This window comes from Acinetobacter wuhouensis (assembly GCF_001696605.3).
GTDB classification, from domain to species: domain Bacteria; phylum Pseudomonadota; class Gammaproteobacteria; order Pseudomonadales; family Moraxellaceae; genus Acinetobacter; species Acinetobacter wuhouensis.
Genome location: NZ_CP031716.1, coordinates 2,141,135 through 2,162,964 on the forward strand (window position 1 = coordinate 2,141,135; position 21,830 = coordinate 2,162,964).

The 21,830-nt window shown below is 35.0% G+C and carries 24 protein-coding genes and 3 pseudogenes; 6 read left to right on the plus strand and 21 right to left on the minus strand.

Annotation, left to right across the window (positions count from 1 at the left end; genetic code table 11):
- The first annotated feature begins 35 nt into the window (after positions 1-35).
- On the plus strand, positions 36-3,821 hold the full coding sequence (gene putA, locus BEN71_RS10890; RefSeq protein WP_068974316.1) for a trifunctional transcriptional regulator/proline dehydrogenase/L-glutamate gamma-semialdehyde dehydrogenase: 3,786 nt from the start codon (positions 36-38) through the stop codon (positions 3,819-3,821).
- A gap of 112 nt (positions 3,822-3,933) precedes the next feature.
- Here the strand turns inward: putA and BEN71_RS10895 are convergent, their stop codons facing one another.
- The 4 genes from BEN71_RS10895 to BEN71_RS10910 all read right to left on the minus strand — a co-directional run bounded on the left by BEN71_RS10895 (position 3,934) and on the right by BEN71_RS10910 (position 6,397).
- On the minus strand, positions 3,934-4,428 hold the full coding sequence (locus BEN71_RS10895; RefSeq protein WP_086322778.1) for a TetR/AcrR family transcriptional regulator: 495 nt from the start codon (positions 4,426-4,428) through the stop codon (positions 3,934-3,936).
- Positions 4,429-4,504: 76 nt separating this feature from the next.
- Positions 4,505-4,849 carry a DMT family transporter gene (locus tag BEN71_RS10900; RefSeq protein ID WP_068974308.1) on the minus strand — a complete coding sequence of 115 codons (345 nt, stop codon included), beginning with the start codon at positions 4,847-4,849 and terminating at the stop codon, positions 4,505-4,507.
- Positions 4,850-5,752: 903 nt separating this feature from the next.
- Positions 5,753-5,977, minus strand: a complete 225-nt coding sequence (locus tag BEN71_RS10905; protein WP_068974309.1) for a hypothetical protein — start codon at positions 5,975-5,977, stop codon at positions 5,753-5,755.
- Between the two features lie 204 nt (positions 5,978-6,181).
- The gene (locus BEN71_RS10910; RefSeq protein ID WP_068974310.1) at positions 6,182-6,397 is read right to left on the minus strand and encodes a hypothetical protein; all 216 of its coding nucleotides are present in this window, start codon (positions 6,395-6,397) and stop codon (positions 6,182-6,184) included.
- A 332-nt stretch (positions 6,398-6,729) separates the two neighbouring features.
- On the opposite strand from BEN71_RS10910, the gene BEN71_RS10915 reads away from it, so the two are divergent.
- On the plus strand, positions 6,730-7,011 hold the full coding sequence (locus tag BEN71_RS10915) for a hypothetical protein (protein WP_068974311.1): 282 nt from the start codon (positions 6,730-6,732) through the stop codon (positions 7,009-7,011).
- Positions 7,012-7,417: 406 nt separating this feature from the next.
- Here the strand turns inward: BEN71_RS10915 and BEN71_RS10920 are convergent, their stop codons facing one another.
- The gene (locus BEN71_RS10920) at positions 7,418-8,212 is read right to left on the minus strand and encodes a BRO-N domain-containing protein (RefSeq protein WP_068974312.1); all 795 of its coding nucleotides are present in this window, start codon (positions 8,210-8,212) and stop codon (positions 7,418-7,420) included.
- A gap of 143 nt (positions 8,213-8,355) precedes the next feature.
- Here BEN71_RS10920 and BEN71_RS10925 point away from each other — a divergent pair, with 143 nt between their 5' ends.
- On the plus strand, positions 8,356-8,733 hold the full coding sequence (locus BEN71_RS10925; protein ID WP_068974313.1) for an Arc family DNA-binding protein: 378 nt from the start codon (positions 8,356-8,358) through the stop codon (positions 8,731-8,733).
- A gap of 77 nt (positions 8,734-8,810) precedes the next feature.
- Complete coding sequence (locus BEN71_RS10930; RefSeq protein WP_068974314.1) at positions 8,811-9,284, plus strand: hypothetical protein; 474 nt, start codon at positions 8,811-8,813, stop codon at positions 9,282-9,284.
- Here the strand turns inward: BEN71_RS10930 and BEN71_RS10935 are convergent.
- The 6 genes and pseudogenes from BEN71_RS10935 to BEN71_RS10965 form a co-directional block, all read right to left on the minus strand.
- Positions 9,244-9,612: pseudogene (locus BEN71_RS10935) on the minus strand (IS3 family transposase); the annotation flags it as partial. The gene BEN71_RS10930 and the pseudogene BEN71_RS10935 overlap by 41 nt on opposite strands.
- 61 nt (positions 9,613-9,673) lie before the next feature.
- Positions 9,674-10,806, minus strand: a protein-coding gene (locus tag BEN71_RS10940; RefSeq protein ID WP_223155595.1) for an IS3-like element ISAba14 family transposase whose coding sequence is annotated in 2 segments (ribosomal slippage) — positions 9,674-10,554 and positions 10,554-10,806 — 1,134 coding nt in all. Because the reading frame shifts where the segments join, the coding sequence is not laid out codon by codon here.
- 88 nt (positions 10,807-10,894) lie between these two features.
- Positions 10,895-11,688 (minus strand): annotated as a pseudogene (locus BEN71_RS10945) (IS3 family transposase); the annotation flags it as partial.
- A gap of 540 nt (positions 11,689-12,228) precedes the next feature.
- On the minus strand, positions 12,229-13,185 hold the full coding sequence (locus BEN71_RS10955; protein WP_152033039.1) for a hypothetical protein: 957 nt from the start codon (positions 13,183-13,185) through the stop codon (positions 12,229-12,231).
- 141 nt (positions 13,186-13,326) lie between these two features.
- Positions 13,327-13,833, minus strand: coding sequence for a PIN domain-containing protein (locus BEN71_RS10960; protein ID WP_068975728.1), 507 nt, complete (start codon positions 13,831-13,833; stop codon positions 13,327-13,329).
- Positions 13,830-14,645: a hypothetical protein gene (locus BEN71_RS10965; protein WP_068975729.1), complete on the minus strand. Its 816-nt coding sequence runs from the start codon at positions 14,643-14,645 to the stop codon at positions 13,830-13,832. Before BEN71_RS10965 ends, BEN71_RS10960 begins: the two co-directional genes overlap by 4 nt.
- Before the next feature lie 245 nt (positions 14,646-14,890).
- Between BEN71_RS10965 and BEN71_RS10970 the strand changes: the two genes are divergently transcribed.
- Entirely contained in the window at positions 14,891-15,115 is a 225-nt protein-coding gene (locus tag BEN71_RS10970) for an excalibur calcium-binding domain-containing protein (RefSeq protein ID WP_068975730.1), read from the plus strand.
- 173 nt (positions 15,116-15,288) lie between these two features.
- Positions 15,289-15,522, plus strand: a complete 234-nt coding sequence (locus tag BEN71_RS10975) for a DUF2171 domain-containing protein (RefSeq protein ID WP_068975731.1) — start codon at positions 15,289-15,291, stop codon at positions 15,520-15,522.
- Between the two features lie 130 nt (positions 15,523-15,652).
- Here BEN71_RS10975 and BEN71_RS10980 read toward each other — a convergent pair whose 3' ends face one another.
- The 10 genes and pseudogenes from BEN71_RS10980 to BEN71_RS11015 form a co-directional block, all read right to left on the minus strand.
- Entirely contained in the window at positions 15,653-16,150 is a 498-nt protein-coding gene (locus BEN71_RS10980; RefSeq protein ID WP_406565279.1) for a lipocalin family protein, read from the minus strand.
- Positions 16,151-16,410: 260 nt separating this feature from the next.
- Complete coding sequence (locus BEN71_RS10985) at positions 16,411-16,917, minus strand: lysozyme (protein ID WP_117276797.1); 507 nt, start codon at positions 16,915-16,917, stop codon at positions 16,411-16,413.
- A 33-nt stretch (positions 16,918-16,950) separates the two neighbouring features.
- Positions 16,951-17,112 (minus strand): annotated as a pseudogene (locus BEN71_RS19575) (DUF7940 domain-containing protein); the annotation flags it as partial.
- A complete protein-coding gene (locus BEN71_RS10990; RefSeq protein WP_068974361.1) occupies positions 17,109-17,390 on the minus strand; it encodes a phage holin family protein in 282 nt (93 codons plus the stop codon). The pseudogene BEN71_RS19575 and the gene BEN71_RS10990, both read right to left, overlap by 4 nt.
- Positions 17,391-17,439: 49 nt before the next feature.
- Complete coding sequence (locus tag BEN71_RS19210; RefSeq protein WP_162994925.1) at positions 17,440-17,613, minus strand: hypothetical protein; 174 nt, start codon at positions 17,611-17,613, stop codon at positions 17,440-17,442.
- Between the two features lie 123 nt (positions 17,614-17,736).
- Positions 17,737-17,967, minus strand: coding sequence for a hypothetical protein (locus BEN71_RS10995; protein ID WP_068974362.1), 231 nt, complete (start codon positions 17,965-17,967; stop codon positions 17,737-17,739).
- Positions 17,960-19,843, minus strand: coding sequence for a hypothetical protein (locus BEN71_RS11000; RefSeq protein ID WP_068974363.1), 1,884 nt, complete (start codon positions 19,841-19,843; stop codon positions 17,960-17,962). The genes BEN71_RS10995 and BEN71_RS11000 overlap by 8 nt, the downstream gene beginning before the upstream one ends.
- Before the next feature lie 15 nt (positions 19,844-19,858).
- Positions 19,859-20,251 carry a hypothetical protein gene (locus BEN71_RS11005; RefSeq protein ID WP_068974364.1) on the minus strand — a complete coding sequence of 131 codons (393 nt, stop codon included), beginning with the start codon at positions 20,249-20,251 and terminating at the stop codon, positions 19,859-19,861.
- Complete coding sequence (locus tag BEN71_RS11010) at positions 20,248-20,550, minus strand: hypothetical protein (protein ID WP_068974365.1); 303 nt, start codon at positions 20,548-20,550, stop codon at positions 20,248-20,250. Before BEN71_RS11010 ends, BEN71_RS11005 begins: the two co-directional genes overlap by 4 nt.
- A gap of 2 nt (positions 20,551-20,552) precedes the next feature.
- Entirely contained in the window at positions 20,553-21,785 is a 1,233-nt protein-coding gene (locus tag BEN71_RS11015) for a hypothetical protein (protein WP_068974366.1), read from the minus strand.
- Between the last annotated feature and the right edge of the window lie 45 nt (positions 21,786-21,830).

A 21,830-nucleotide genomic window follows, 5' to 3' on the forward strand; every position in this document is an offset into this window, starting at 1 on the left:
CTCAACAAAAATTTTCAAGTCACAGGATGTTGGCAATGAATATGAATTCACCACAAAATTTAGACTCCCATACAAATTTGAATACAGCATCTATTCAAGATTTTGCACCAAGCTTAGATTACATCACTGAGTTTAAAGATAAGTCTGATTTAGAAGATGCAATCAATACGGCTTGGCGTCGCTCTGAACCTGAATGCGTGGAGAATTTACTTGATCACAGTCAAATGTCCGAAGAGTTGAATCAAAAAATTTATGAGATTGCTTTTAATCTCGCGCATAGCTTACGTGACCGTAAAAGCTCATCTGGAAAAGCAGGCATTGTGCAAGGCTTATTGCAAGAGTTTTCTTTATCATCACAAGAAGGCATTGCCTTGATGTGTTTGGCAGAAGCCTTACTGCGTATTCCAGACAGTGCAACTCGTGATTTATTAATCAAAGATAAAATTAACCAAGGCAACTGGAAAGATCATTTAGGTCAAAGTAATTTGATGTTCGTGAATGCTGCAGCGTGGGGTTTAATGCTGACAGGCAAGCTCATGGAAACCCCAAAACAGAATAGCCTTTCTGGTATTTTAACCTCTCTTCTCGCGCGTACAGGTAAAGGCGTCATCCGTAAAGCTGTCGATGTGGCGATGCGTATGATGGGTGAGCAGTTTGTCACAGGTGAAACCATCGAAGAAGCTTTGGATAATGCCAAAGTACTTGAAGATAAAGGCTTCCGTTATTCTTATGATATGTTGGGTGAAGCTGCTTTAACTGAGCATGATGCAGATCGTTATTTTGAAGATTACACCCAAGCCATTCATGCCATTGGTAAGGCTTCAGCAGGCAAAGATGTTTATTCCGGTCCAGGTATTTCAATCAAGCTTTCTGCATTACATCCACGCTATCAACGTTCACAAATCGCCCGTGTTCACGATGAACTCTATCCGCGTATTTTAAATCTTGCGCTTTTAGCCAAAACTTATGACATCGGTTTAAATATTGATGCTGAAGAAGCAGATCGTTTAGAACTTTCTTTAGAGCTACTCGAACGCTTATGCTTTGAACCGCAATTGGCGGATTGGAAAGGTATCGGCTTCGTCATTCAAGCTTATCAAAAACGTTGTTTCTATGTGGTTGATTATATTGTTGACCTTGCAAAACGTAGCCAAAAACGTTTAATGATTCGTTTGGTAAAAGGTGCTTACTGGGACAGTGAAATTAAAAAAGCACAAATTGATGGTATGTCAGATTACCCTGTCTTTACCCGTAAAGTGCATACCGATTTGTCTTATATTGCCTGTGCGAAAAAACTGTTGGCTGCACCTGATCAAATCTATCCTCAATTTGCGACACATAATGCGCAAACCCTTGCCACGATTTACCAATTGGCAGATCCACAAAAATATTATACAGGTCAATATGAGTTCCAATGCTTACACGGCATGGGCGAACCACTTTATGAACAAGTCGTAGGAAATGTTGCTGATAATAAACTTGGAATCCCTTGTCGTATTTATGCCCCAGTCGGTAATCACGAAACACTGCTTGCCTATTTAGTCCGCCGTTTATTGGAAAATGGCGCGAATACCTCTTTTGTTAATCGTATTGCAGATAAAAGTATTCAAATTGATGATCTCATTGAAGATCCAATTCATGAAATCATGCAAACTGCACAAAAAGAACAAGCCATAGGTTTAAAACATCCTGCGATCCCTTTGCCTCAAGATTTGTATCAAGGCATTCGACAAAACTCAATGGGTTTAGATCTCGCCAATGACAGTGAATTGGCTGAATTAAACTGTATTGCTCAACAGTATTCTTCTCATCAATGGAACAGTGCTAGCCTCGTTGATCAGCTTGATATTCAAGATTTATCAGAAAGTAATGCAGTTGAAATCCGTAATCCATCGAATCATCAAGACCTCGTTGGCTATGTCATCGAAGCTGAAACAGCACAAGTAGATTTGGCTTTAGAAAATGCACATCAAGCATTAGAGGATTGGAAAAATACCTCGAAAGACGTTCGTGCAGACTTACTGTTGAAAGCTGCGGATTTGATGGAAGCACGTATTCATGAGTTGATGGTTTTATTAAACCGTGAGAGTGGTAAAACCTATAGCAATGCCATTGCAGAAGTCCGTGAAGCTGTGGATTTCCTCCGTTATTATGCAGCCCAAGCAAAAGCGATTGATCATAATACTGTCATAGAACCATTAGGAACTATTTTATGTATTAGTCCTTGGAACTTCCCATTGGCAATTTTTTCGGGGCAAATTTCGGCAGCTTTGGTTGCTGGAAATACCGTGATTGCAAAACCAGCGGAACAAACCCCTTTAATTGCAACACAAGCGATTCAAATTTTATGGGAAGCAGGCATTCCAAAATCAGTCGTACAACTTTTACCTGGTCGTGGTGAAACTGTTGGCGCCAAACTCAGCCAAGATGAACGTATCCAAGGTATTATGTTCACAGGTTCTACTGAAGTTGCCAAAATTTTACAGAAAACTGTTGCCCAAAGACTGAGCCCATCAGGACAACCAATTCCATTGATTGCCGAAACAGGTGGTCAAAATGCCATGATTGTGGATTCATCAGCACTGACTGAGCAAGTTGTGATTGATGCAGTGAATTCAGCCTTTGATAGTGCGGGTCAACGTTGTTCTGCCCTGCGTGTACTCTGTGTGCAAGAAGACAATGCAGCGACATTGATCAAAATGCTCAAAGGTGCAATGCAACAGTTGAAAATCGGCAATCCGATTTTATTAAAAACTGATATTGGTCCTGTGATTGATCAAGAAGCACAGCAAAATATTGAAAAGCATATTGAAATGATGCGTAGCAAAGGTTATCCAGTCCATCAATTTGCAGATAATACCCCAACATCTGACTTAAATGCGGGTACATTTATTGTTCCAACCTTGATTGAACTACCGAATTTAAATGATTTAAAGCGTGAAGTCTTCGGTCCAGTCTTGCATGTGATCACCTATAAATATGGTGAGTTAAAACAACTTTTAGAGCATATCAATTCTAAAGGTTATGGTTTAACGATGGGTTTACATACCCGTATCGATGAAACCATTCAAACCACGATTGAGCATGCGGAAGTTGGAAATCTCTATATTAATCGCAATATTGTCGGTGCAGTCGTCGGTGTACAACCGTTTGGTGGTGAAGGTTTATCAGGCACTGGACCTAAAGCAGGTGGTCCAATTTATCTATATAAATTGATGCAACATACCACATTGCCATTACAACCTTTTGGCACGGTAAAAACGCTTTCAACACTCAATACAAAAAATTCTGAAATTTATGAATTATTTGAAAAATGGGTAAAGCAAAACCATACTCAAATTCAATTACAACCATATCAATCTCCGGTCGCATTGTATGAGTTACCTGGACCTACAGGTGAATCTAACCAATATCAAATTGTGGCACGTCAACGTATCTTGGCGATTGCAGACAATGAAACTTCGCTACTCGATCAATTCAATGCAATCTTAAGTTTAAATGCGCAAGCCATCATTTTGAGTGACAATACACTTGCCTTGAAAATGATTCAGTCTATGCCCCAAGCTTTAAAACAAAAATTCACGATGGTCAATGATTTAATCACTGGTGAATTTAATGCAGTCTTACACCAAGGCTCTCAACAAAGTTTGCAAAATACTCAAGCGATGGTTGCACAACGCCAAGGTGCTATTGTAGGAATTACCCATTGTCATGATGTAAATGGGCAAATTCCACTTGAACCACTATTGATTGAACGCGCAATCAGCATCAATACAGCTGCTGCCGGTGGTAATGCAAGTTTGATGACACTAGATAGTTAAGAGTTCATTGACTTTCTAAAGTAAAAAACCATCACATTTACACCGTATTACCCAAGCTTTTTGAATGAGAAGCTTGGGTATTTTTAATGCCTTTGCAATCCAAAAATATTATTCAATTTTTTATAAAACTTCTTTGAATTAACTCATTTTTTATGTCTATTAATTTTTGCTGATTTTCAGATTTAAAGCCTTCCATCAACCATGCACCATCCGCAGCATAACGTAACAATTGTAAATTCATATCCTGATCAGTCGCTTGATGTCGCACCAAACGTTGTGCCAACCACTGGTTCCATTCTGCACAAAAAGCCTGATCTGAAATAAACGTTAGACACAAAGCTGACCACACTGAACCGATCCCAAAATTCTCACTCGTTAATGTCAGCTCAATATAAGCACGTGTAAAACAACCATATTCAATCGTTTTCGTTGCTAGATATTTTTCAACTTCATCATCTAAAGTATGCATTGCACTGCTGATCATTGCCGTAATTAAGCTTTGTTTATTGGGGAAATGATGAAACACGCCCCCCTTTGTCACATTTGATAAATCTGCTACAGCCTGAATAGATACACCTTGCATACCACTTTCTGCGGCAAGTCGCATGGTATTTTGCAAGATAAGCTGTCGAACTTTTTCCGGCTCTTTTTTACGTTGATGCGCGTTGCTAATCTGAGTCAAATTAATGCCCTGCGGTAGTTGAAAATAAATTAATTACGATAACACCTGAAATAATCAAAGCAATACCAATCATCGCAGCAAGATCAAGACTTTGTTTAAATACAATAAATCCTAAAAATGCTGTCAATACGATACCAACACCCGCCCAAATTGCATAAGTAATTCCCAATGGAATGACTTTCACCACTTGTGATAACAAGTAAAAGGCGATGCTATATAACACCAAAACGGTTAAAGACGGCACTAATTTAGTAAAACCTTCTGATTTTACAATAAATGTAGAACCAATCACCTCTGAAACAATAGCAAATGCTAAGAGTAGATATGCAGTTAAAATAGGATTCATGAATAACTCAAAATGAAGATACCAACCAAATGGTATGTTAATATATTCTAGCTAAAATTTAAAATTAATTTCGATATGATATAAATATTTCTTAATAATAAATGTAAATCTATGATAATTATATTTTTTGAAAACAAAAAAGTGAAATATTTTTCAATATTTCACTTTTATAGATCCTGCTTTTACTTTGCCATCAAGCTGGACTTACAATGTAAAAGAAAGAAATGATAGCAATCAATACAAATACAGCGAGAACCAAATAAGTATTTAACGTATTGAAACTTTTTAAAAAATTTAAAATTTCCATTTTTTATTTTTCACAAAAAAACCAGACATTATAATAATATAATTTGTCCAACTTTGTAAGAACATTAAGTTAAATTAAATTTATAAAACATTTTTAAGAGTGACTTTTTGTATCAAAATCTGCTGATAAAAAACTAAAAATTACAGTAAAAAATTATCATTATCAAATGATAAATATTATCATAATATTGATTTTATTTACTTATTTTTCAAAAATCATAATAATCTAGTAAAAATAGAATCAAACAAAAAGTATGCCAACTGCTTTATATTTATTAATTATGCTTAACAAATAATTTTATACGTGAATAAAAAAGTATCCGCTTTCTTTAAATTCAAATCATAATTTAATTATTGGTAAAAAATGTGCACAATCCCGTATAAACCGAGATAAATTCAACTTAACAATCTGAACTCATTTTTTTCGATATGTATCTCCATTTTGTTTATTTAAACAAAAAATTTTAAATTAAAATTAAATAATTTGATGGATAACTCTTATCAATATTTTATTATTTTTTTTCATAAAAAATTTAGACTCTCATCCTTGAGATAATTTTTAATACAAAAATTTAAATGTGTATTTTTTAAGCAAATTTATCGAACTTCAAAATAATGTTTTTCTGTCACTACTTTAATTTTGATATTTTTATAAAAGCGGAGTAATGGATCATTTGGGTCTTTCTTGAGCGCATCAGCGAATTTATCTTCATGCATCAATTGTGCATAAGTCTTATAACCGATTTCTAATACAGAAGGTTCCTTACCCTCAAGTTGGTAATCTTCAATACGCTTATTGATTTTCTTGACACTAATTTCCATCACAGCCTCCATAAATCTTTTTTTTTATAACATTGTTTTATGACATTTATATTTAAATAACACAGTAATTTGACTTTCGAATTTTTATTACATCAATCTAATAATTAGTAAATATTTATTAAGAAAATTCAAATAAATTATTCAGATGAACATTTTACCTTATGATGAAATCCCTTTCGATCTACTCCAAAATAAAGCTAATAATTAAACCTTCGCAATTTGTTGATGTAAGCTTTGTAAAAAAATATCAGCCTCAGCTTTAGTTTCACATTTCTTGTGATACGTACCATTGGCTTTATAATTATGCGGAGTATATTCAATATCTATAGAAAAATTTTGTGTAATCATGTTTTTAGAAACATGTACAGCAATGATATGAATTGAATTTAGGTAAAAACCATCTTCTATTTTAACCAACATTTTACAGCCTCGAACTGATCACACAGGAAGTTAAAACAAAAAAGCCCATCATAGGATGATGAGCTTATTGTTTAAATAATTTAAACCGTATTGTACATTAATTTAGCTAAAATTGATTTTTTTTGATTGTTTTTTATCTACGACATCCCCCCAATCTATGCTTTTTTTTACAATATCTTTAAAAAACATAACTCAATTATACGTTTCCAATTTTATTGTTTGACAATTTGCTCTCTTTTTCCAACTTATCGATGCTAAATTAATAGCGTGACACAAATCACAAAATTATTTTCTAATGATTTATTATGCTTTATTTTATGGAGGCTTTCTCTATGAATTATTTGATTATTTTAAACTCTTCACACGATTACCATTTTGATGAAGTTCATAAAATCATCCAAAATTATGATTCATCTATCCGTGTGAATACCTCAACTTGGCTAGTGAATACAATCTATGATGCTAAAATCATTCGTCAACATTTATCCAATATTTTAGGAATAAATGATTCACTCCTTGCTTTTAAAGTTGATCATGAACACTCTTTTGCCAATGAATTAGATTTAAATGATTGGATGGAGGAAATGGAACAGAAAACTGTATTAAGCCCTTAAATTGATAATCCATTCAAAACAGTTGATAAAAGCAAATAAAAAGCTACTCCGTTTATAGAAGTAGCTTCTCAATTTCGTATTAGCTAATCAGTTTTATGAATGTATTAAACACTCAGCATACTACTGAGAGTTTCAATTTCAAGAATGATATAAATTATTGAAATTAATTGTTTTTATTCATTTAAAAAATTCCACCTGCAAAATTCCAGCAAAATAAAAACAAAACTCAAGCATAAATGATTAGTTTGATTGATGTTTTTGACCATCATCTAAAACTAATTTTAGCAGTTTGATGTTATGCATAAACAGCCTCCTGAAACAATTCTTTTTCTTTTTTGGCTCTTCGGAATATCTAGTGGAATTTAATAATTCATAGATATTCCGTAAAACCAATAAATAGTAGAAATTATATCGGTAAATTTTTCTGATAAGTTCCTGCTAACCAATCAAAATTTTTCACACATTCTTCTAATGCTTGTTTCTTGGTGGGCTTTACAAACCACCATGCCACAAATGCACCATCTTTAAAATTGTCGTTGATTCTATAATACATCGTCGGGTTTAGTTTCTTGATCGAATCACCAAACTCTCTCCACCATTCACGCACCCAAATCATATGAGTTGCCAACGCATGTAAGTTTTGTAATTCAGCTTCACTAAATTGTTTCTTTTCAGCATTACTGTATAAAGCGATTAAGTGATGTACGTACTCAACTGCTACAGGTATGACATCGTAAGGGATGTCTTCAATGTGTTCTACGTTGAAACGCTGATGTACGAGCTTATAAGCATCGCTATAGTTTAAATGCTTCGTTTTAGCTACAAGCATGTTCACGGCGTTGGTTAATGGCTCTCGTTCAGATTTGTGGGTTTTGGCTACAGGTGCACCAACCTCCTTATCTAAAATATCGAGTACCCATTTGCGGAATTCTTTGGCAACAGGAGTACGGGCAAAGAACGTGATGAGATGTGCCCCACGTAAGCTGAATACCCGTAACACCAAATTGGGGTTCTGGGGGTTATCTATAATTTTTGTCATATCATGAGCAAATTCATCATTATTTCGGTCATAAATTTTGGTTACGGCATCAGCTCGTGAATAACCCAAAGCACTTGATAATTCTGTTGATGGAATCCAAATTTGCTGATCATTGCTTTGTATTGGATGAAATTGCATTGCATTAAATGTTAAACTGTTCATATCAATATTCCTTGAAGATTGTTGATAACTCGCCCCGTGATCCGCCAAGATTTTTCGGGGCGTTTTTATGACACCACTTTTAGTGCCTATTGACGCAACATTACAATGACACTACTATTGGTGTCAATAGATAGGGGTTAAAAATGTCTTCAAAAGAATTAATACGGCTTCAAGCTCGTTTGCCACAGGCTACGCATGAAAATCTAACCAAATATGCTGAACAGCAAGGTATATCTATGAACTCTGCAATGGTGCAGCTTTTAGATTTTTCTTTGGAATTAGGGCTTCAAGGCGAAGGTAATTTACTTGACAGCACACTAACGGACTTCAAAACCAATTTGATCAAAGCTAAGTACATTATTGGTGAATATATCCAGCAAGAAATTGTGGCTGATTTTGAAAATAAAAATAGTGAATTATATTTAGATTTTATTGGTAAAAAGTTTGATAACCTTGATGTGCAAGAACGAAAACTTTTAGCAGATCTTGTCTCAGTACTGGCAAATAAAAAAACTGATTAAACCTAAGTTAAGTTAGTTTCTGGGGTTAAATCTAAGTTAACTTAATAAATTTTAAAATTTACAAATGAGTAAATGCAATGATTGAAAACATTCCAGAGCCCGAAGTTTTCCTATTAAATAGTGCTGAATTTCTATATGAAGCATTCAATATATTTATTCCATTCATTGATGATCATGATCCTTTAATTATATTTAGTGGCGAAAACGATTTTGATGAAGACACCTTTATTGAAGAAAATAAAATTAAAATTGGAAACATGTCACTTTTAATTTTTTCATCAATAGAAAACTATCTAAAATATAAAATCGCTCTTAAATCACCACTACTTCTAATTGAGAAACTATCAAATTTACAATGGAAAAAAATGAAATTTAATGATTTCTATATGCATGGATTTGAAGATTTACTGAAATTATATAGTGTAATTTATGCTACTACAGAGAATACTCAGTTAAAAGATGGGTTTGAAGACTTAAGAAAAACAAGAAACTTATTTGTTCATGGTGATCCTAGACAGTATCGTGGACAATCGATCCCTCTAAATTCTTGAAATATTTCTGTTCAAAGGCTTCTGGACTTAACCAGCCGTTTGCAGAATGCCTTCTGACCCGATTGTAATAAATCTCAATATAATCAAACAAGACCGCATTCGCCTCTTTTCGAGTCGAAAACACACTGCCATGTACCACATGACCTTTTAATGTATGAAAGAAGCTTTCAGTCACTGCATTATCCCAACAGTTTCCACGTCTAGACATACTCTGAGTACAATCATTTTTCAGTAACAGCGCTCTAAAATCACGACTACAGTACTGTGAGCCTTGGTCCGAATGAACCATAACACCAGTTGGATAACCCTGACGAGCCATTGCATAGTTAGAGGTGGTCCCACTTGTTTGAACAACTAAAAGCGTATTTATAAGTGATATTCCGCTCTAGTTAAGCCACCTTGTTTTGTTGGGGTAGCTGATCATAGTAAAACTCATTTGGTGTCATTTTGTCTAGACTCGAATGAGGTCGTTTCAAATTATAAAACTCAAAATATGCACTTAATTGCTTTTTCGCATCTGTGACACTGCTATAAGCTTTGAGATACACCTCTTCATATTTAACGCTCCGCCATAATCGTTCAACCATCACATTATCTACCCATCGACCTTTACCATCCATACTGATTTGAATGCCATTTGATTTCAATACATCAATAAATGCATCACTGGTAAACTGGCTGCCTTGGTCTGTATTAAATATTTCAGGTCGACCATATTTTTCAATCGCTTCATTTAAAGCCGAAATACAAAAATCCACCTCCATACTAATCGATACCCTATGCGCAAGTACCTTGCGGCTATGCCAATCAATCACAGCACATAAATAAACAAAGCCTTTTGCCATAGGGATATACGTTATATCCGTAGACCACACTTGATTACTGCGCTGAATAGCCAACCCTTTGAGCAGATATGGATATTTACGGTGAGCTTGATTAGCCTGGCTTAAATTTGGTTTGCAATATAACGCCTGAATACCCATTTTCTTCATTAAAGTACGTGTATGACGTCGTCCTATATGATGTCCTTGACGATTCAACAAATCACGCATCATACGACTGCCTGCAAAAGGATATTGCATATGTAATTCATCAATACATCGCATCAGCTTCAGATCTGATGCACTCACAGGTTTTGGGCGATAGTAATAACAACCACGGGAGACTTTCAGCAGCTTAGCTTGCTTAGATACTGAAATCTGAAGTGAGTCGTCGATTAACTTTTGTGGTTGAAGCGGCCCAGTTTCTTCAACACACCTTCTAAAAAATCAATTTCTAATGCCTGCTCACCGATTTTTGCATGTAGTTTTTTTAGATCGATGGGTGGTTCTGTTGGAGCTTTTGATTGATCGAAAGCTTGCGAGGAAGCTGAGATCAATTGATTTTTCCAGTCAATAATTTGGTTTTGATGAACATCAAACTCAGCACTCAATTCAGCAAGTGTTTTTTCTGCTTTAATCGCAGCAAGTGCTACCTTAGCTTTAAAATCATTTGAATGATTTCTTCTTGGTCTACGTGCCATAAAATACTCCATATATTGATGTTTATAACATCATTTGAGGAGCAGAATATCACTTATAGGAGTTGTTCAAATTTACGGATCCATCTCTATTAAACGTATCACACACCAACTGGCGGTCTATTCGATGGCTGGTTTGCCACCCCACGATACGACGGCTAAATAAATCTAGCATCACACATAAATACAACCAACCTTCTTTAGTGCGGATATAGGTAATGTCTGTTGTCCAGACTTTATTAGGCTGAGTAACTGTAAATTGGCGATCCAACAAGTTGGGTGCTGTAGGCAAACGATGGGTTGAATCAGTCGTATGCTTGTATTTACGCGCAATCCTGCTACGTAAACCAAGCTTTTTTAGCATCCTTCCAATAGTACGTTCGCTCATGTTGTAACCTAAATCATGCATGTCATGTACTAATGAAGGTGCACCCAATCGTGCATGATGCTGCCAATATACGGCTTTTAAGTCATTATATTTCTGTGCCGTATTGGCTTGACGTTTTCGCCAGGCATAATAGCCTGAAGTGCTGACACCTAGGTATTTACAGGCAGAAGATACGGTGACTTCATTCATATCTAGATCTTGAATTACCGTGTACTTTTCTTGGCATGATCTGTTAGAAAGTACACATGCGCTTTTTTTAAGATGTCATTGGCTTCCTTGAGCTGTTTGACTTCTTTCTCTAATTCCACGATCCGCTGTTGTTCTGGTGAAAGTTGACGTTTGCTTGAACCTGCCGGATTGGTTTCACGAATCCATTTATCTAATGTTGAATAACCCACACCTAATTTCTGGGCGATTGCAGCTACAGACTCGTGTGAGTTTGAAAGTGCATAATCAATCGCTTGCTGTTTAAATTCGGGACTAAAACGTTTAGCCATTTCTTGAATCTCCAAAGATTAAAGTTACGTTATCTTTAGAGGGACGTGCTGTCCATTATTTTGTCTAGGATCATGGTTCAGGTGACGAAAGTATTACACTGGAAAAGCTTGTTAAAGTATCGTCATTCTTTATACAAGAAATATGGAATAAAAGTGCATTAGATGAGCATGACTTTATATTTCAATATTTTTCAGACTTCAGCGGTGCTTTAGATAATTACAATGATACTACTAACTTTTTCCCTCCAATGGAGGAGACAAGCGAAGAACATATAAAACTATTGAAAATATATAGATTTTTAGAATGTTTCTTAACAAAAAATGAACTTCTAGCTTTTCTAGGTTTAAATAAAATTGAAAGAAAAACTGAATGCCCTGCTTGCTTAATGTATTCATTTTATTTTAAAGATTTTAAAAGCGAGTCTGCTAAAATTTTTAAAAATGACGATGGTGAAGATACATTAAGATGTTATTTATGTCAGCTTGAAACAACCATTGAAGATTGAGTAAAAAGCGCCATATGGCGCTTTAAAAATACAATTAATCATTTATTATTTTAATTTTTTGTAGCTTAATTTCCTTCAATATTTTATCCACGCACAAATCAAAATCGTTAAAATCAATATTTATAGTATCTTTCTTCATTTGACTACATTGATTTATCCATTGAGAACCCTGAGATAATGGGTAACTTTTACTGATATTTTCAAATAAATTTTCAGAAAGTATCATCGTGCTAACACTAGATAGCTTAGTTTTTAAATCATATAAAACTGCTGAATCAAATTCATGAAGATTTTTTACTTCATTATCTAAAATATTGAAATTCGCTCTGCTCAAAATAAAATCATTATAGCTTTGTAGTGCTCTTTTTCTATCTTTCTCCAGTATATCCAACAAATTGGTTTCCATATTATTAATAATATTTAAATTAAAGAAAATACTTTTAAAATCATCTCTATTAAAAAATAATTGCATGCATCTAGTATTTGCAATTTTTAAATTTTTTTCATCCCATGTAAGATGTATCATCTTATTAAGCTTCTTAAAATATTGATTAATATTATTAACCTTTCTTTCCAAGTCACTCAACGCTTGATATTTTTCCCTTTCTCTAAACTCAATTTTCCAACTACTAAATACCCATATTGCAACAATTGGAGCAATTAAATATGTAGCCCAAATAAATATATTAATTATGTCACTTTTATTGGATATGCTTAAATCATTTCCAGATAGTCTGTAAATAGCAAGTCCTAATACAGAAATTGAAATATAAACTCCTAACATCATTAGGATCATTTTGTATTTATTTAAACCATCTTTATCCTGTTTTTTAATATATCTTGATAATTTTGCATCTAAATATTTAGCGTATCTTCTTCTGCTTTGTAATTTTAATAAAATTATAAGTAAAACCAGTAAAGAGATTTTTAAAGAAATTTTAGCTCCAAAAATCAAACCTACAAACCATATAACAGAGTTATACGTAATCATGGTTAAAAAATACAGTATAATGTATAATATTGTACTAAAAATCAATATTAAAACTGAATTTAATAAAAATCCTAGACTAAATTTTAATAGGTTACTTCTATCCAATCTAAAGAAGTTTAATATATACCTTTTATAATTCATTTACTGAACTCGTTCACTCTCTTCCACTGGTAAACCAGTACTCACCATCTGTTCAAAATAGGTTTCATCAATATAATCAAAAACAACAATTGGTAAGCCTAAGCAATCTACTATTTTTTTAATACCTTTATCATGTGTAATAATTATTGAAGCATTATTAGCAATTGCTATTCCTAATATTTGAATATCAACCTTTATTTTTTGATTGGGTCTTTGACTTTGATTACTCTTAGGTAAACTAGCCCTATAATCTTTATATATCTTTGCTGCAGCTAAAGCAGCTTTTGCATCGAAATCTAAAGCTTTAAACTTTGAATTTGGCTTAAGCAAACTCAAAGAACGTGCTTCATTATCATCACCTGCAATAAATTCGGAAATAACAGGCATAGGCAAAGCAATTGTTTCATGCAATAAAGCTTTTAAAGCAGAAACAAGATTGTAATATTCCGAACTAGACTTCTCTCCATCAAGGAAAGTGATTAAGGCATTCGTATCTAAGATGATCAATCTTGTCGCTCCTTCAGCCACTCAGCTATCGGGTCATCGTGTGTAGACCAATTCGATGCACCTTTTGCTCTAAAGTCATCAATCCATTCTTCTAAGCTGACATCCTCAATAACATAAAACTTATTGATGATGTATTTCTTAAGCGTTAATTGATAAGAATTAGATTTCGATAGATAAGTCGCTTCCCCTTCAAATCTTAAACTTTTATCTGTATTAAAGTACGGATGTAATTCTTCTAGTAATTTCTTAGAACACTGTGCAGGAACTTCCACACCATTGTTCAAAATAATGGTGATGTGGTCAGACTTGTCTCGGCCTTTTTGCAGTCGAGTTAAACGACCATCCAAAGACTCTTCTTGAGTGAATGTTTCTTCTGTCTCTAATTCAGGAACGACATATAAAATTTCTTTAGGCTCATACATTTCATTATGATTGAAACTACCATAAGAAATCTCAGCATGATGAAAACCATACTTACCTAGTTCTTTTTGAATACGAGCAATTTGCTTATGCTTTGCAGCAGTATCTTTCATCACATTGGACATGGCCAATGATTTACAGTCACTTGGAACTGTAACTGCAATGGTCGTTGAACCTTCTTTAATCGTGTTGAACTTGGCTTGTTTAATTCCAACAATTTGCCCTAGTGCAGATAGCAAGTTTGCAACACTGGAAATTTCTAGATCATGTAAATGCCCATCATGGATTTTTAAAACAAAATCAAGATCGCCAGCTTGTTCTTGCTGAACAGCTGGATCGAATAGATCAAGACTTTGTTGGGCAACTTTGCCCTTTTTACCCACTTTTGACATTACAATTTATTTTCAATTTAGGTTGCTTATATTATGTTCAACTTATAGAACAAATGAAAGGTAACTTACAAACCAATCCAACTTCACTATTTATGGCTAAATCAGAGATTTGTCAACCAAAATTTATTGCTAAATCATCAATTTGTCAACCAAACTGGCTTTTATACGACTTTTTGACTGATTCATTGAGCAACCATACACTTCGTTGTTAGACTTCGGCTAATGTTTTGACTTTAAAATAATTTATGAAATTTATACTCATTTTTGCTTTGGGGTTCACTTCTATAAATGTATATGCAAAAAAATGTGCTGACTTCTCTACACAGCAGCAGGCTCAGAAGTGGTATGAACAACGGAAAAATTCAGGACAGACGGGCTGGAAAAGTTTAGACCGTGATGGAGATGGTCAGGCATGTGATTGCCTGCCAGGTGGGAATGGGAAAAAGTGTCCGAAGAAAAAGAGGAAATAGTATCAGAGTAGCTCAGTCCTTTCGTCTTATGTCTAAATACTACAATGTAATAAAACTGTGTGAGAGCGTAAGTATTCTATCGTCTTTGTAGCCCTTCTATTGCAATCCCTGATATCAGTGATGTTTTCCTATAGGCTGAATATTCAATCACATTTAAATAGGACAGTAATCCAATGACTACTATTAATGTTGAAAATATTAAAAGCCATGCAGATGTTATCGCTTCCTGTGGTACTAAAGTCGGTGAAGTCGACCACATGCAAGGTACAAATCAGATTAAGCTGACAAAGCATGGGGATGGACATCACCACCTGATCCCTGTTTCATGGGTTGGTGAAATCACTGACAGTAAAATTGTACTCAACAAAGACTCACAGGAAGTTAAAGATACTTGGGTACAAATTTAAAGACCTGCTGAGCTTAAATAAAGAAGCCCTCACTTGAGGGCTTCTTTATAAAATAGAATATTTAATTCAAAAAATTATCAAATACTAAATTTAGCTTAAGTAGATCTATGCATTTACAAAACTTTAGTTATTAATTTTGGGGCGTTTTGATCAGACTACTTGTGTCGTAACCAAAGTTTTTAGCAGTCTCTAAATAAGAGGTATATGTAGCCCCATCAATTTGAGGAGATCTAGACAAAATCCATAAGTATTTCTTGGTTGGACCACCTACCAATACAACTTTATATTCAGGATCAATTCTAAGAATCCAATAATCGCCTTTTGTAAATGGTACCCATCGCAACGCCTTTGGCATGAAGCTAACTTTTAGCTTACTGTTGCCAGTATTAATACTCTTAGCTAAACCTTCAGAACTTTGCAGATTACCATCTTTATTTTGACATGAATTTAGAACTTTAACTGTTTTGTCTTGATTAAGTGAGTACTCCGCTGTTGTATTAACTGAACATTTTCTTTGAAAATAATTAGGTAGGTGAGCTATTTCATACCACTTACCCATATATTTGGTAATATCAATATTATCAACAGTTTTCACATGACTGACTGGACTTTCTGCAGCTTTGACCATCGAAGCAACTGAAACAAGAGCTAAACCAATTAATATGATTTTTTTCATTTTGAAATCCGCCTTATCTATTTAAATCTAAAAAAAGTTCAAATCATTGATTAACTCAACACATTGTGTCTTTTCAATAAATTTAACGTATTCAATCTTAGAACATAAATTAATATTTCTTCATTAATTCTTGTTTCAATAGTATTTGAATTGTAATTACTATTTTATGTACAACGAGCTATAAAGTGTAGAAGTTCATTAAAGAACCCTCCTTAGAGGGCTTTTTCAAACAATTTCTTTTCACTTAAGCGACGATTTGTTAAACCATTCACTACTTTACCTTTCACTTTATTCCAGCGCGGGAATTGTTCAGCTGCACCTTTATAATCGCCTGCATTCAGTTTTTTAAGCAATGTAGAATTTAGAAAAGCACTTACACCGATGTTGTAAGTCAATGAAACCAATGCATCGAACTGATTTTGATTAAGCTGAACTTTGACTTTATTGACAGCATTTTCAAATGATTTTAAATCATATGCCATATATGCTTTGGCTTGCTCAAGCGTACATTTATCACCTTTTTTAACCCGCACCCCATTCGGGTATTTGATTGTTCCAAAACCGATCGTCCAAACGCCTCCGCTATCGGGATAAGCTTCATTTTCAAAGCCCTCATACCCACAGATTCGATCAATACCAGCCTTGCTTGTCACTTGTTGAATTTTAGCAAACTGTTGAATATGAAATTCAGGTTGTGCTTTTAAGCGAGCTAAGATCATAGCCACACCAACAAATGCACCAACGTATTCCTTCCATTGTTCAGGAATTGAATTTTTAACATCCTGAGGAATCAAATTCCAGAATATTAAAAAGTGCTCAGAGAATAAACTCAAGACAAAAAAAATGGCGCTTAATGCGCCTACTTGTACCGACTTGAGTTTCCAAGCCTGTTGCCAGTTATCAATTAATTTCATTTAATACTCCACGTGTTTGCTTGGCGTTTAAGCCAAGATTCAATAAATGTACTTCCTAAAATGCCGAGTGCCGATGCAATTGCAATCAACGCAAGCGGACTAATATCTGGAACCTGTAAAACAATTGCACCTGCGATCGTTGACGTTGCTGCACCTAAAATTGTTCTGCCAAGAGCCAATCGCCATGTTAGCTTCTCATCTGACACAAGCAATTTCGCAAAGCCAATACAGGCTCCCATTACAACAATGAGTAATAGATTTTTTTCATGCTCTTGCATGAATCCCCCTTATTTTTGGCAATAAAAAAACGAACTATCTTGTTCGGCTTTACTTGAGTGCTTTGATTAATTCCACAGTGGCTAGAATTATTGGAGCAGTTTGCCATGCAAGTATTCCAATAATGACTGATAGCACAATTAAATAAGTCCAAATTCTTAATGGTTTGCTTTCTGATAATTTATTCATCGCTTTATCAACCTTAAAATTTAAGTTAAAATTCATTTATGTTCTGATCCTCAAGTCTTCGTTGTGGGTTAGAAATAGAAACCCCAAGAGCTGTGAACTCTCGGGGTTTTATTTTTGGCAATAAAAAAGCACCCTATTTGGGTGCTGTATTTGATAACTTCACACTTCTATCTGAACCACAGTGCCCTGCAGTGCAGATCTTTTAATTTCATTATTTGAGATAAATACTCGATCACCAGTTTTGTACTCAACTGCACTTGTACACATCACCAAACCTGAATTATCAGAAACCAAGACTTTGTAATTTGGGTGATTAACACTTGTAATTGTGCCGACAAATTCAGGTGCTTTAGGTATCAAAGCCATTAGTCTTTCAAGCGGATTACTCATTTACAATACGCTCCACTTTTACACTTTGCTCTACTTTTGAATATGTAAATGACACATCAACAGCATCAACAATACCCCACCACTTCCCATCGAATGCAAAAATATCGCCGATAATTTGCTCTGGTGACTTTAGCGAAATAGGCATATTGAAAGTATGTTCTTCAACACGCCCTGATTTTGCTAACTCAGCTCGACCAAAACCGCCCATTGAGACGACATTAAAAAGCGGATTTGCTACTGGTTCTAGCAAAATATCACCTGCAGTATTTTTACGTTTGATTTGCCCTGTGTTTCCGTTTCTTGGATTTGTTAATGTAATGGCATTGTAATTCAATAATTCTTGGTAGCTTTCAGAGTGCTGTGTGACAAGGCTTTCAGGTATCAATGAATCATAATCACTAACAGTCATTGCATCCCAGTAAGTCTTTTTATAAAGCGGCTTTATGGAGAGTGTGTTGCTATCTTTTTCACTATAAACAAAACCACCACCCGCTTCAGCAATCATTTTAATCGCATCGATTGGCGCCTGATTTGTATAGCTTAGACTCTCAGTTTCAACGATCCAACCAAGATCATCAATAAGTTGCCAATTCAGTTGAGTATCACTATTTACTCGATCTAATTCAGCTTGAGCAAGCTGTACTGACGTACGCTCATTTTCTTGCAGGTAAGATCTCACTGGTGAGTATTGAGATTCTAACAACGCTGATTGACTACGACCCGACAACGTGTAAATCGTTTTAGCGAACACTTGGGATTTTGAATAATCTTCATACATCATCATGTGAACATTGCCATTCACAGAAATTTTCAACACATCAAATTTTTGCAGTTTACTCATTTCGGGTTCAGCAACAGTCAAGCTGTAAGACCAACACCATCGGCTTCGATCTGAACCATATTTGCCATTTAAAACAATGATTTCTTCATTTGTTCGTGTGTTTATGATTGATACTTCATTCACGATATACCACCAATTTTGATTCTCAATTGCGGGAATACAGTCGTCTACACCAAAATTTAGGATGACATTATGTGCATCAACTTCTGTACATAAACAATTGAATTCTAGATTTGTACTACCGACATATTTTGGGGTTTCAGGCTTTGACCAAGGTTGAATGGAGTGTTTTCTGTAGTAGATTGATTGAGATTTTTGCCACACAAATTCACTTGCCGTGACAATTTCAAGCCCTTTATCCCATTTAAATTGATATGTTTTTTCAAAGTGTTTTGCGACTTCATGAGAGTATGTAAATTGCTTACGCTTTCGAACCAACTCAACCCAATTAGATTGACGCTCAATGCATTTTTTCTCAGCTACTTCGTAACCAAACCCATAATGTTTCTTAAGCCTTATATTTTCCTGCCAATTCAAATCTAAATTAGAATTTAAGCCTGTGGTTTTTTCAAAAATAGTTCGGATATATTGAGCAAGAGACTTTCCCTCTTCATTTCTAATATCTACAACATTAAGCTGGGTTAAACCCGCATCATAAAAAAAAGCCCTATTTAGGGCTCTTAATATTGGTTTAGACCAAGGCGTTCCCACCACTCTCAAACACGGTAAGGCTTTTTGATAATTCAAATCGCTATTTAATGACACACCAACAATGTGATTAATATCGAAAGTGCCTACAGCTTCAAAAGTGAATGCAGTATTAATATTGATATTCGCTGAACCACGTACATCAATCGGTGGTTCTACTGCACCTATTGCTGAAAACTTAAATGATGTATCAATGCTAATATTTGCGTAATTAAACCCATCCCCAGCTCCAAAATTTAAAACCAAATTGTGAGCATCAACTGGCTTTAATTCTTTGGTGAAATTTAGGATTACATTCAAAGCATCTGGTGGCGTGTAGTCAGACATTTACCACCTCATTTTTTAAAGCTGTGGGCTTAAATAAATCACATCAAGTTTTACACTTGAGCCAATAACGATTTCATAACTATCTAAAACAATGTCAGTCCCAACATCAATATCAACAACAGCAATACCCTCTCCATTAAACAATCTTGCCCATTTTGCTGTGCCAGATTTAATCGCAACCCCTGCATTTGTTGGGAAAAGCTCGATATTGCTTTCTTTAACTGATTTAGCACAAGGATTTTGCAGATCAAGAACTAAAAGTTTTGCCGAACTATTTGCGTTAATATCAACTGATGCAGGTTTTGTATCATCATAAAAAATAATGGTAGCATTTGCGCTACCCTGATCTAGGAAATTTGCTGTTGCTTGAAGCATTGCTAAGCTAGCTTTAAGAGATGGTTTGTTCATTCTAATACCACATTATCTTGAATCACTGCGTTATATGCAGAATTTGGATCAAGTGCTACTACAAAATAAACCCCTAGTGGCACTTTTTCAAATTTATAAACACCCATTTTTGATACAGTTGACGCTACATATTTAAAAGTTTGCTTGTTAAAAAGCACAACTCTTGCATCAGTTGCTACATTTAGTTTTTTTACAATGCCTGAAATCTCTCCAGTGAAAACAGTTTCATTAATCGGTGTGGAAATATACTTCTCTTTTTGTGCTAACTTAACTTTGTGCTTAATCACTATCAAGTTCATTATTAAGCCACCCTCATCAAGATTTGCCCTGCTTTACCACTGCCTGTAGATACGTTTACTGGAATAAAAGAAAGATCTATGTTTGACGCTTCAGCACTTGCGCTGTTTATTGGCATTTTACTATATAGCCAGTGCAGAAATGGCATCGTTCCGATCGGCACATTATTCTCATACAATATCGGCTGTGATGTTAATTGATTAACACTTGCAGTCGTACTGATGGTGTCAAACCAGCCACTTGAGTAGTTCTTATCCCAAACTGTACCCATAACAAATGCATCCTTGCTGCCGCCACCCGTCACCCCTCCATGCAAGCAGATGGATGAGTTTGCATTTACACCACCAGTCTTACCAGAGTATGCTTGATTTGTACTAGCTATTGTATTATTTAAACAAGAAATTAAAAAAGTGTCATTAGTGCCTGGTCTTAAACAACTATCAATAGCCCCAAAACCATAAAGTGCATAATGACCATCAAGATTTGTAGGTTGTATAGCAATATAAAAAACATTCTCATCACCAAAAACGTGCCACCCCACCACCCCACCTACTGGTGGTTGAGTTTCATTTTGCGTAATATGTGGGGCGGCATTTAAGGCATAATACCACTTCGCCCAACCGTTGGAGGCATTTGCACCACTGCCACTTGCCACCCAATTTTTACTTGCATTTTGACTATCGAAAGGCACTTGAAATCCCGAAAGATCATCAATGTTATTCATTGTTTCAATCAAACCGACTTTTGCAAATTTTGCATAAGATGGTGTCCAATTTGGATCTAAAGCATCAACAACACGCAAATATGGACGACTCGAGAGTAAAACATTGGTTGAGCGATAAGCTGCTTTTCCAACTCCTGAAAATGATTTTTCCCAACCAAGTGGCGGTAATGATGATGATATTAAACCTGTTGCTGTCGTAACTAAGGGCGGTGACTGAAGTTGAAAAGTTGCAGTATTATTGCTCGGTATCGTTAAGACTTTATGGTCACCATTGAATTCATTTTGCTCTGCACCGGTAATTCTGATGATTTGTCGTTTGCGTAGATTATGATTGCTAGAAAATACTGCTGTTACAACTGTTCCAATAGCGGTCAGAGTTGAAATAGTTCCCAAGTTGAGACCATGTACTAAGCAAGCATCCAATACATCCAGCACGCAACCAAATCTATTTTCAATTTGTGGCGCTGAGTTATTCGTGTTTGAATAAAATCTAATATTCGTATCTTTATTCATTTTAAACTCACAAAAAAAAGACCGCATAAGCGGTCATAAAATTAA

Coding starts and splice junctions, on each gene's coding strand:
- putA (WP_068974316.1), top strand. CDS start 36: ATGAATATGAATTCACCACAAAATTTAGACTCCCATACAAATTTGAAT.
- BEN71_RS10895 (WP_086322778.1), bottom strand. CDS start 4,428: ATGCGACTTGCCGCAGAAAGTGGTATGCAAGGTGTATCTATTCAGGCT.
- BEN71_RS10900 (WP_068974308.1), bottom strand. CDS start 4,849: ATGAATCCTATTTTAACTGCATATCTACTCTTAGCATTTGCTATTGTT.
- BEN71_RS10905 (WP_068974309.1), bottom strand. CDS start 5,977: ATGGAAATTAGTGTCAAGAAAATCAATAAGCGTATTGAAGATTACCAA.
- BEN71_RS10910 (WP_068974310.1), bottom strand. CDS start 6,397: ATGTTGGTTAAAATAGAAGATGGTTTTTACCTAAATTCAATTCATATC.
- BEN71_RS10915 (WP_068974311.1), top strand. CDS start 6,730: ATGAATTATTTGATTATTTTAAACTCTTCACACGATTACCATTTTGAT.
- BEN71_RS10920 (WP_068974312.1), bottom strand. CDS start 8,212: ATGAACAGTTTAACATTTAATGCAATGCAATTTCATCCAATACAAAGC.
- BEN71_RS10925 (WP_068974313.1), top strand. CDS start 8,356: ATGTCTTCAAAAGAATTAATACGGCTTCAAGCTCGTTTGCCACAGGCT.
- BEN71_RS10930 (WP_068974314.1), top strand. CDS start 8,811: ATGATTGAAAACATTCCAGAGCCCGAAGTTTTCCTATTAAATAGTGCT.
- BEN71_RS10955 (WP_152033039.1), bottom strand. CDS start 13,185: ATGATTACGTATAACTCTGTTATATGGTTTGTAGGTTTGATTTTTGGA.
- BEN71_RS10965 (WP_068975729.1), bottom strand. CDS start 14,645: ATGTCAAAAGTGGGTAAAAAGGGCAAAGTTGCCCAACAAAGTCTTGAT.
- BEN71_RS10970 (WP_068975730.1), top strand. CDS start 14,891: ATGAAATTTATACTCATTTTTGCTTTGGGGTTCACTTCTATAAATGTA.
- BEN71_RS10975 (WP_068975731.1), top strand. CDS start 15,289: ATGACTACTATTAATGTTGAAAATATTAAAAGCCATGCAGATGTTATC.
- BEN71_RS10980 (WP_406565279.1), bottom strand. CDS start 16,150: ATGGTCAAAGCTGCAGAAAGTCCAGTCAGTCATGTGAAAACTGTTGAT.
- BEN71_RS10985 (WP_117276797.1), bottom strand. CDS start 16,917: ATGATCTTAGCTCGCTTAAAAGCACAACCTGAATTTCATATTCAACAG.
- BEN71_RS10990 (WP_068974361.1), bottom strand. CDS start 17,390: ATGCAAGAGCATGAAAAAAATCTATTACTCATTGTTGTAATGGGAGCC.
- BEN71_RS19210 (WP_162994925.1), bottom strand. CDS start 17,613: ATGAATTTTAACTTAAATTTTAAGGTTGATAAAGCGATGAATAAATTA.
- BEN71_RS10995 (WP_068974362.1), bottom strand. CDS start 17,967: ATGAGTAATCCGCTTGAAAGACTAATGGCTTTGATACCTAAAGCACCT.
- BEN71_RS11000 (WP_068974363.1), bottom strand. CDS start 19,843: ATGTCTGACTACACGCCACCAGATGCTTTGAATGTAATCCTAAATTTC.
- BEN71_RS11005 (WP_068974364.1), bottom strand. CDS start 20,251: ATGAACAAACCATCTCTTAAAGCTAGCTTAGCAATGCTTCAAGCAACA.
- BEN71_RS11010 (WP_068974365.1), bottom strand. CDS start 20,550: ATGAACTTGATAGTGATTAAGCACAAAGTTAAGTTAGCACAAAAAGAG.
- BEN71_RS11015 (WP_068974366.1), bottom strand. CDS start 21,785: ATGAATAAAGATACGAATATTAGATTTTATTCAAACACGAATAACTCA.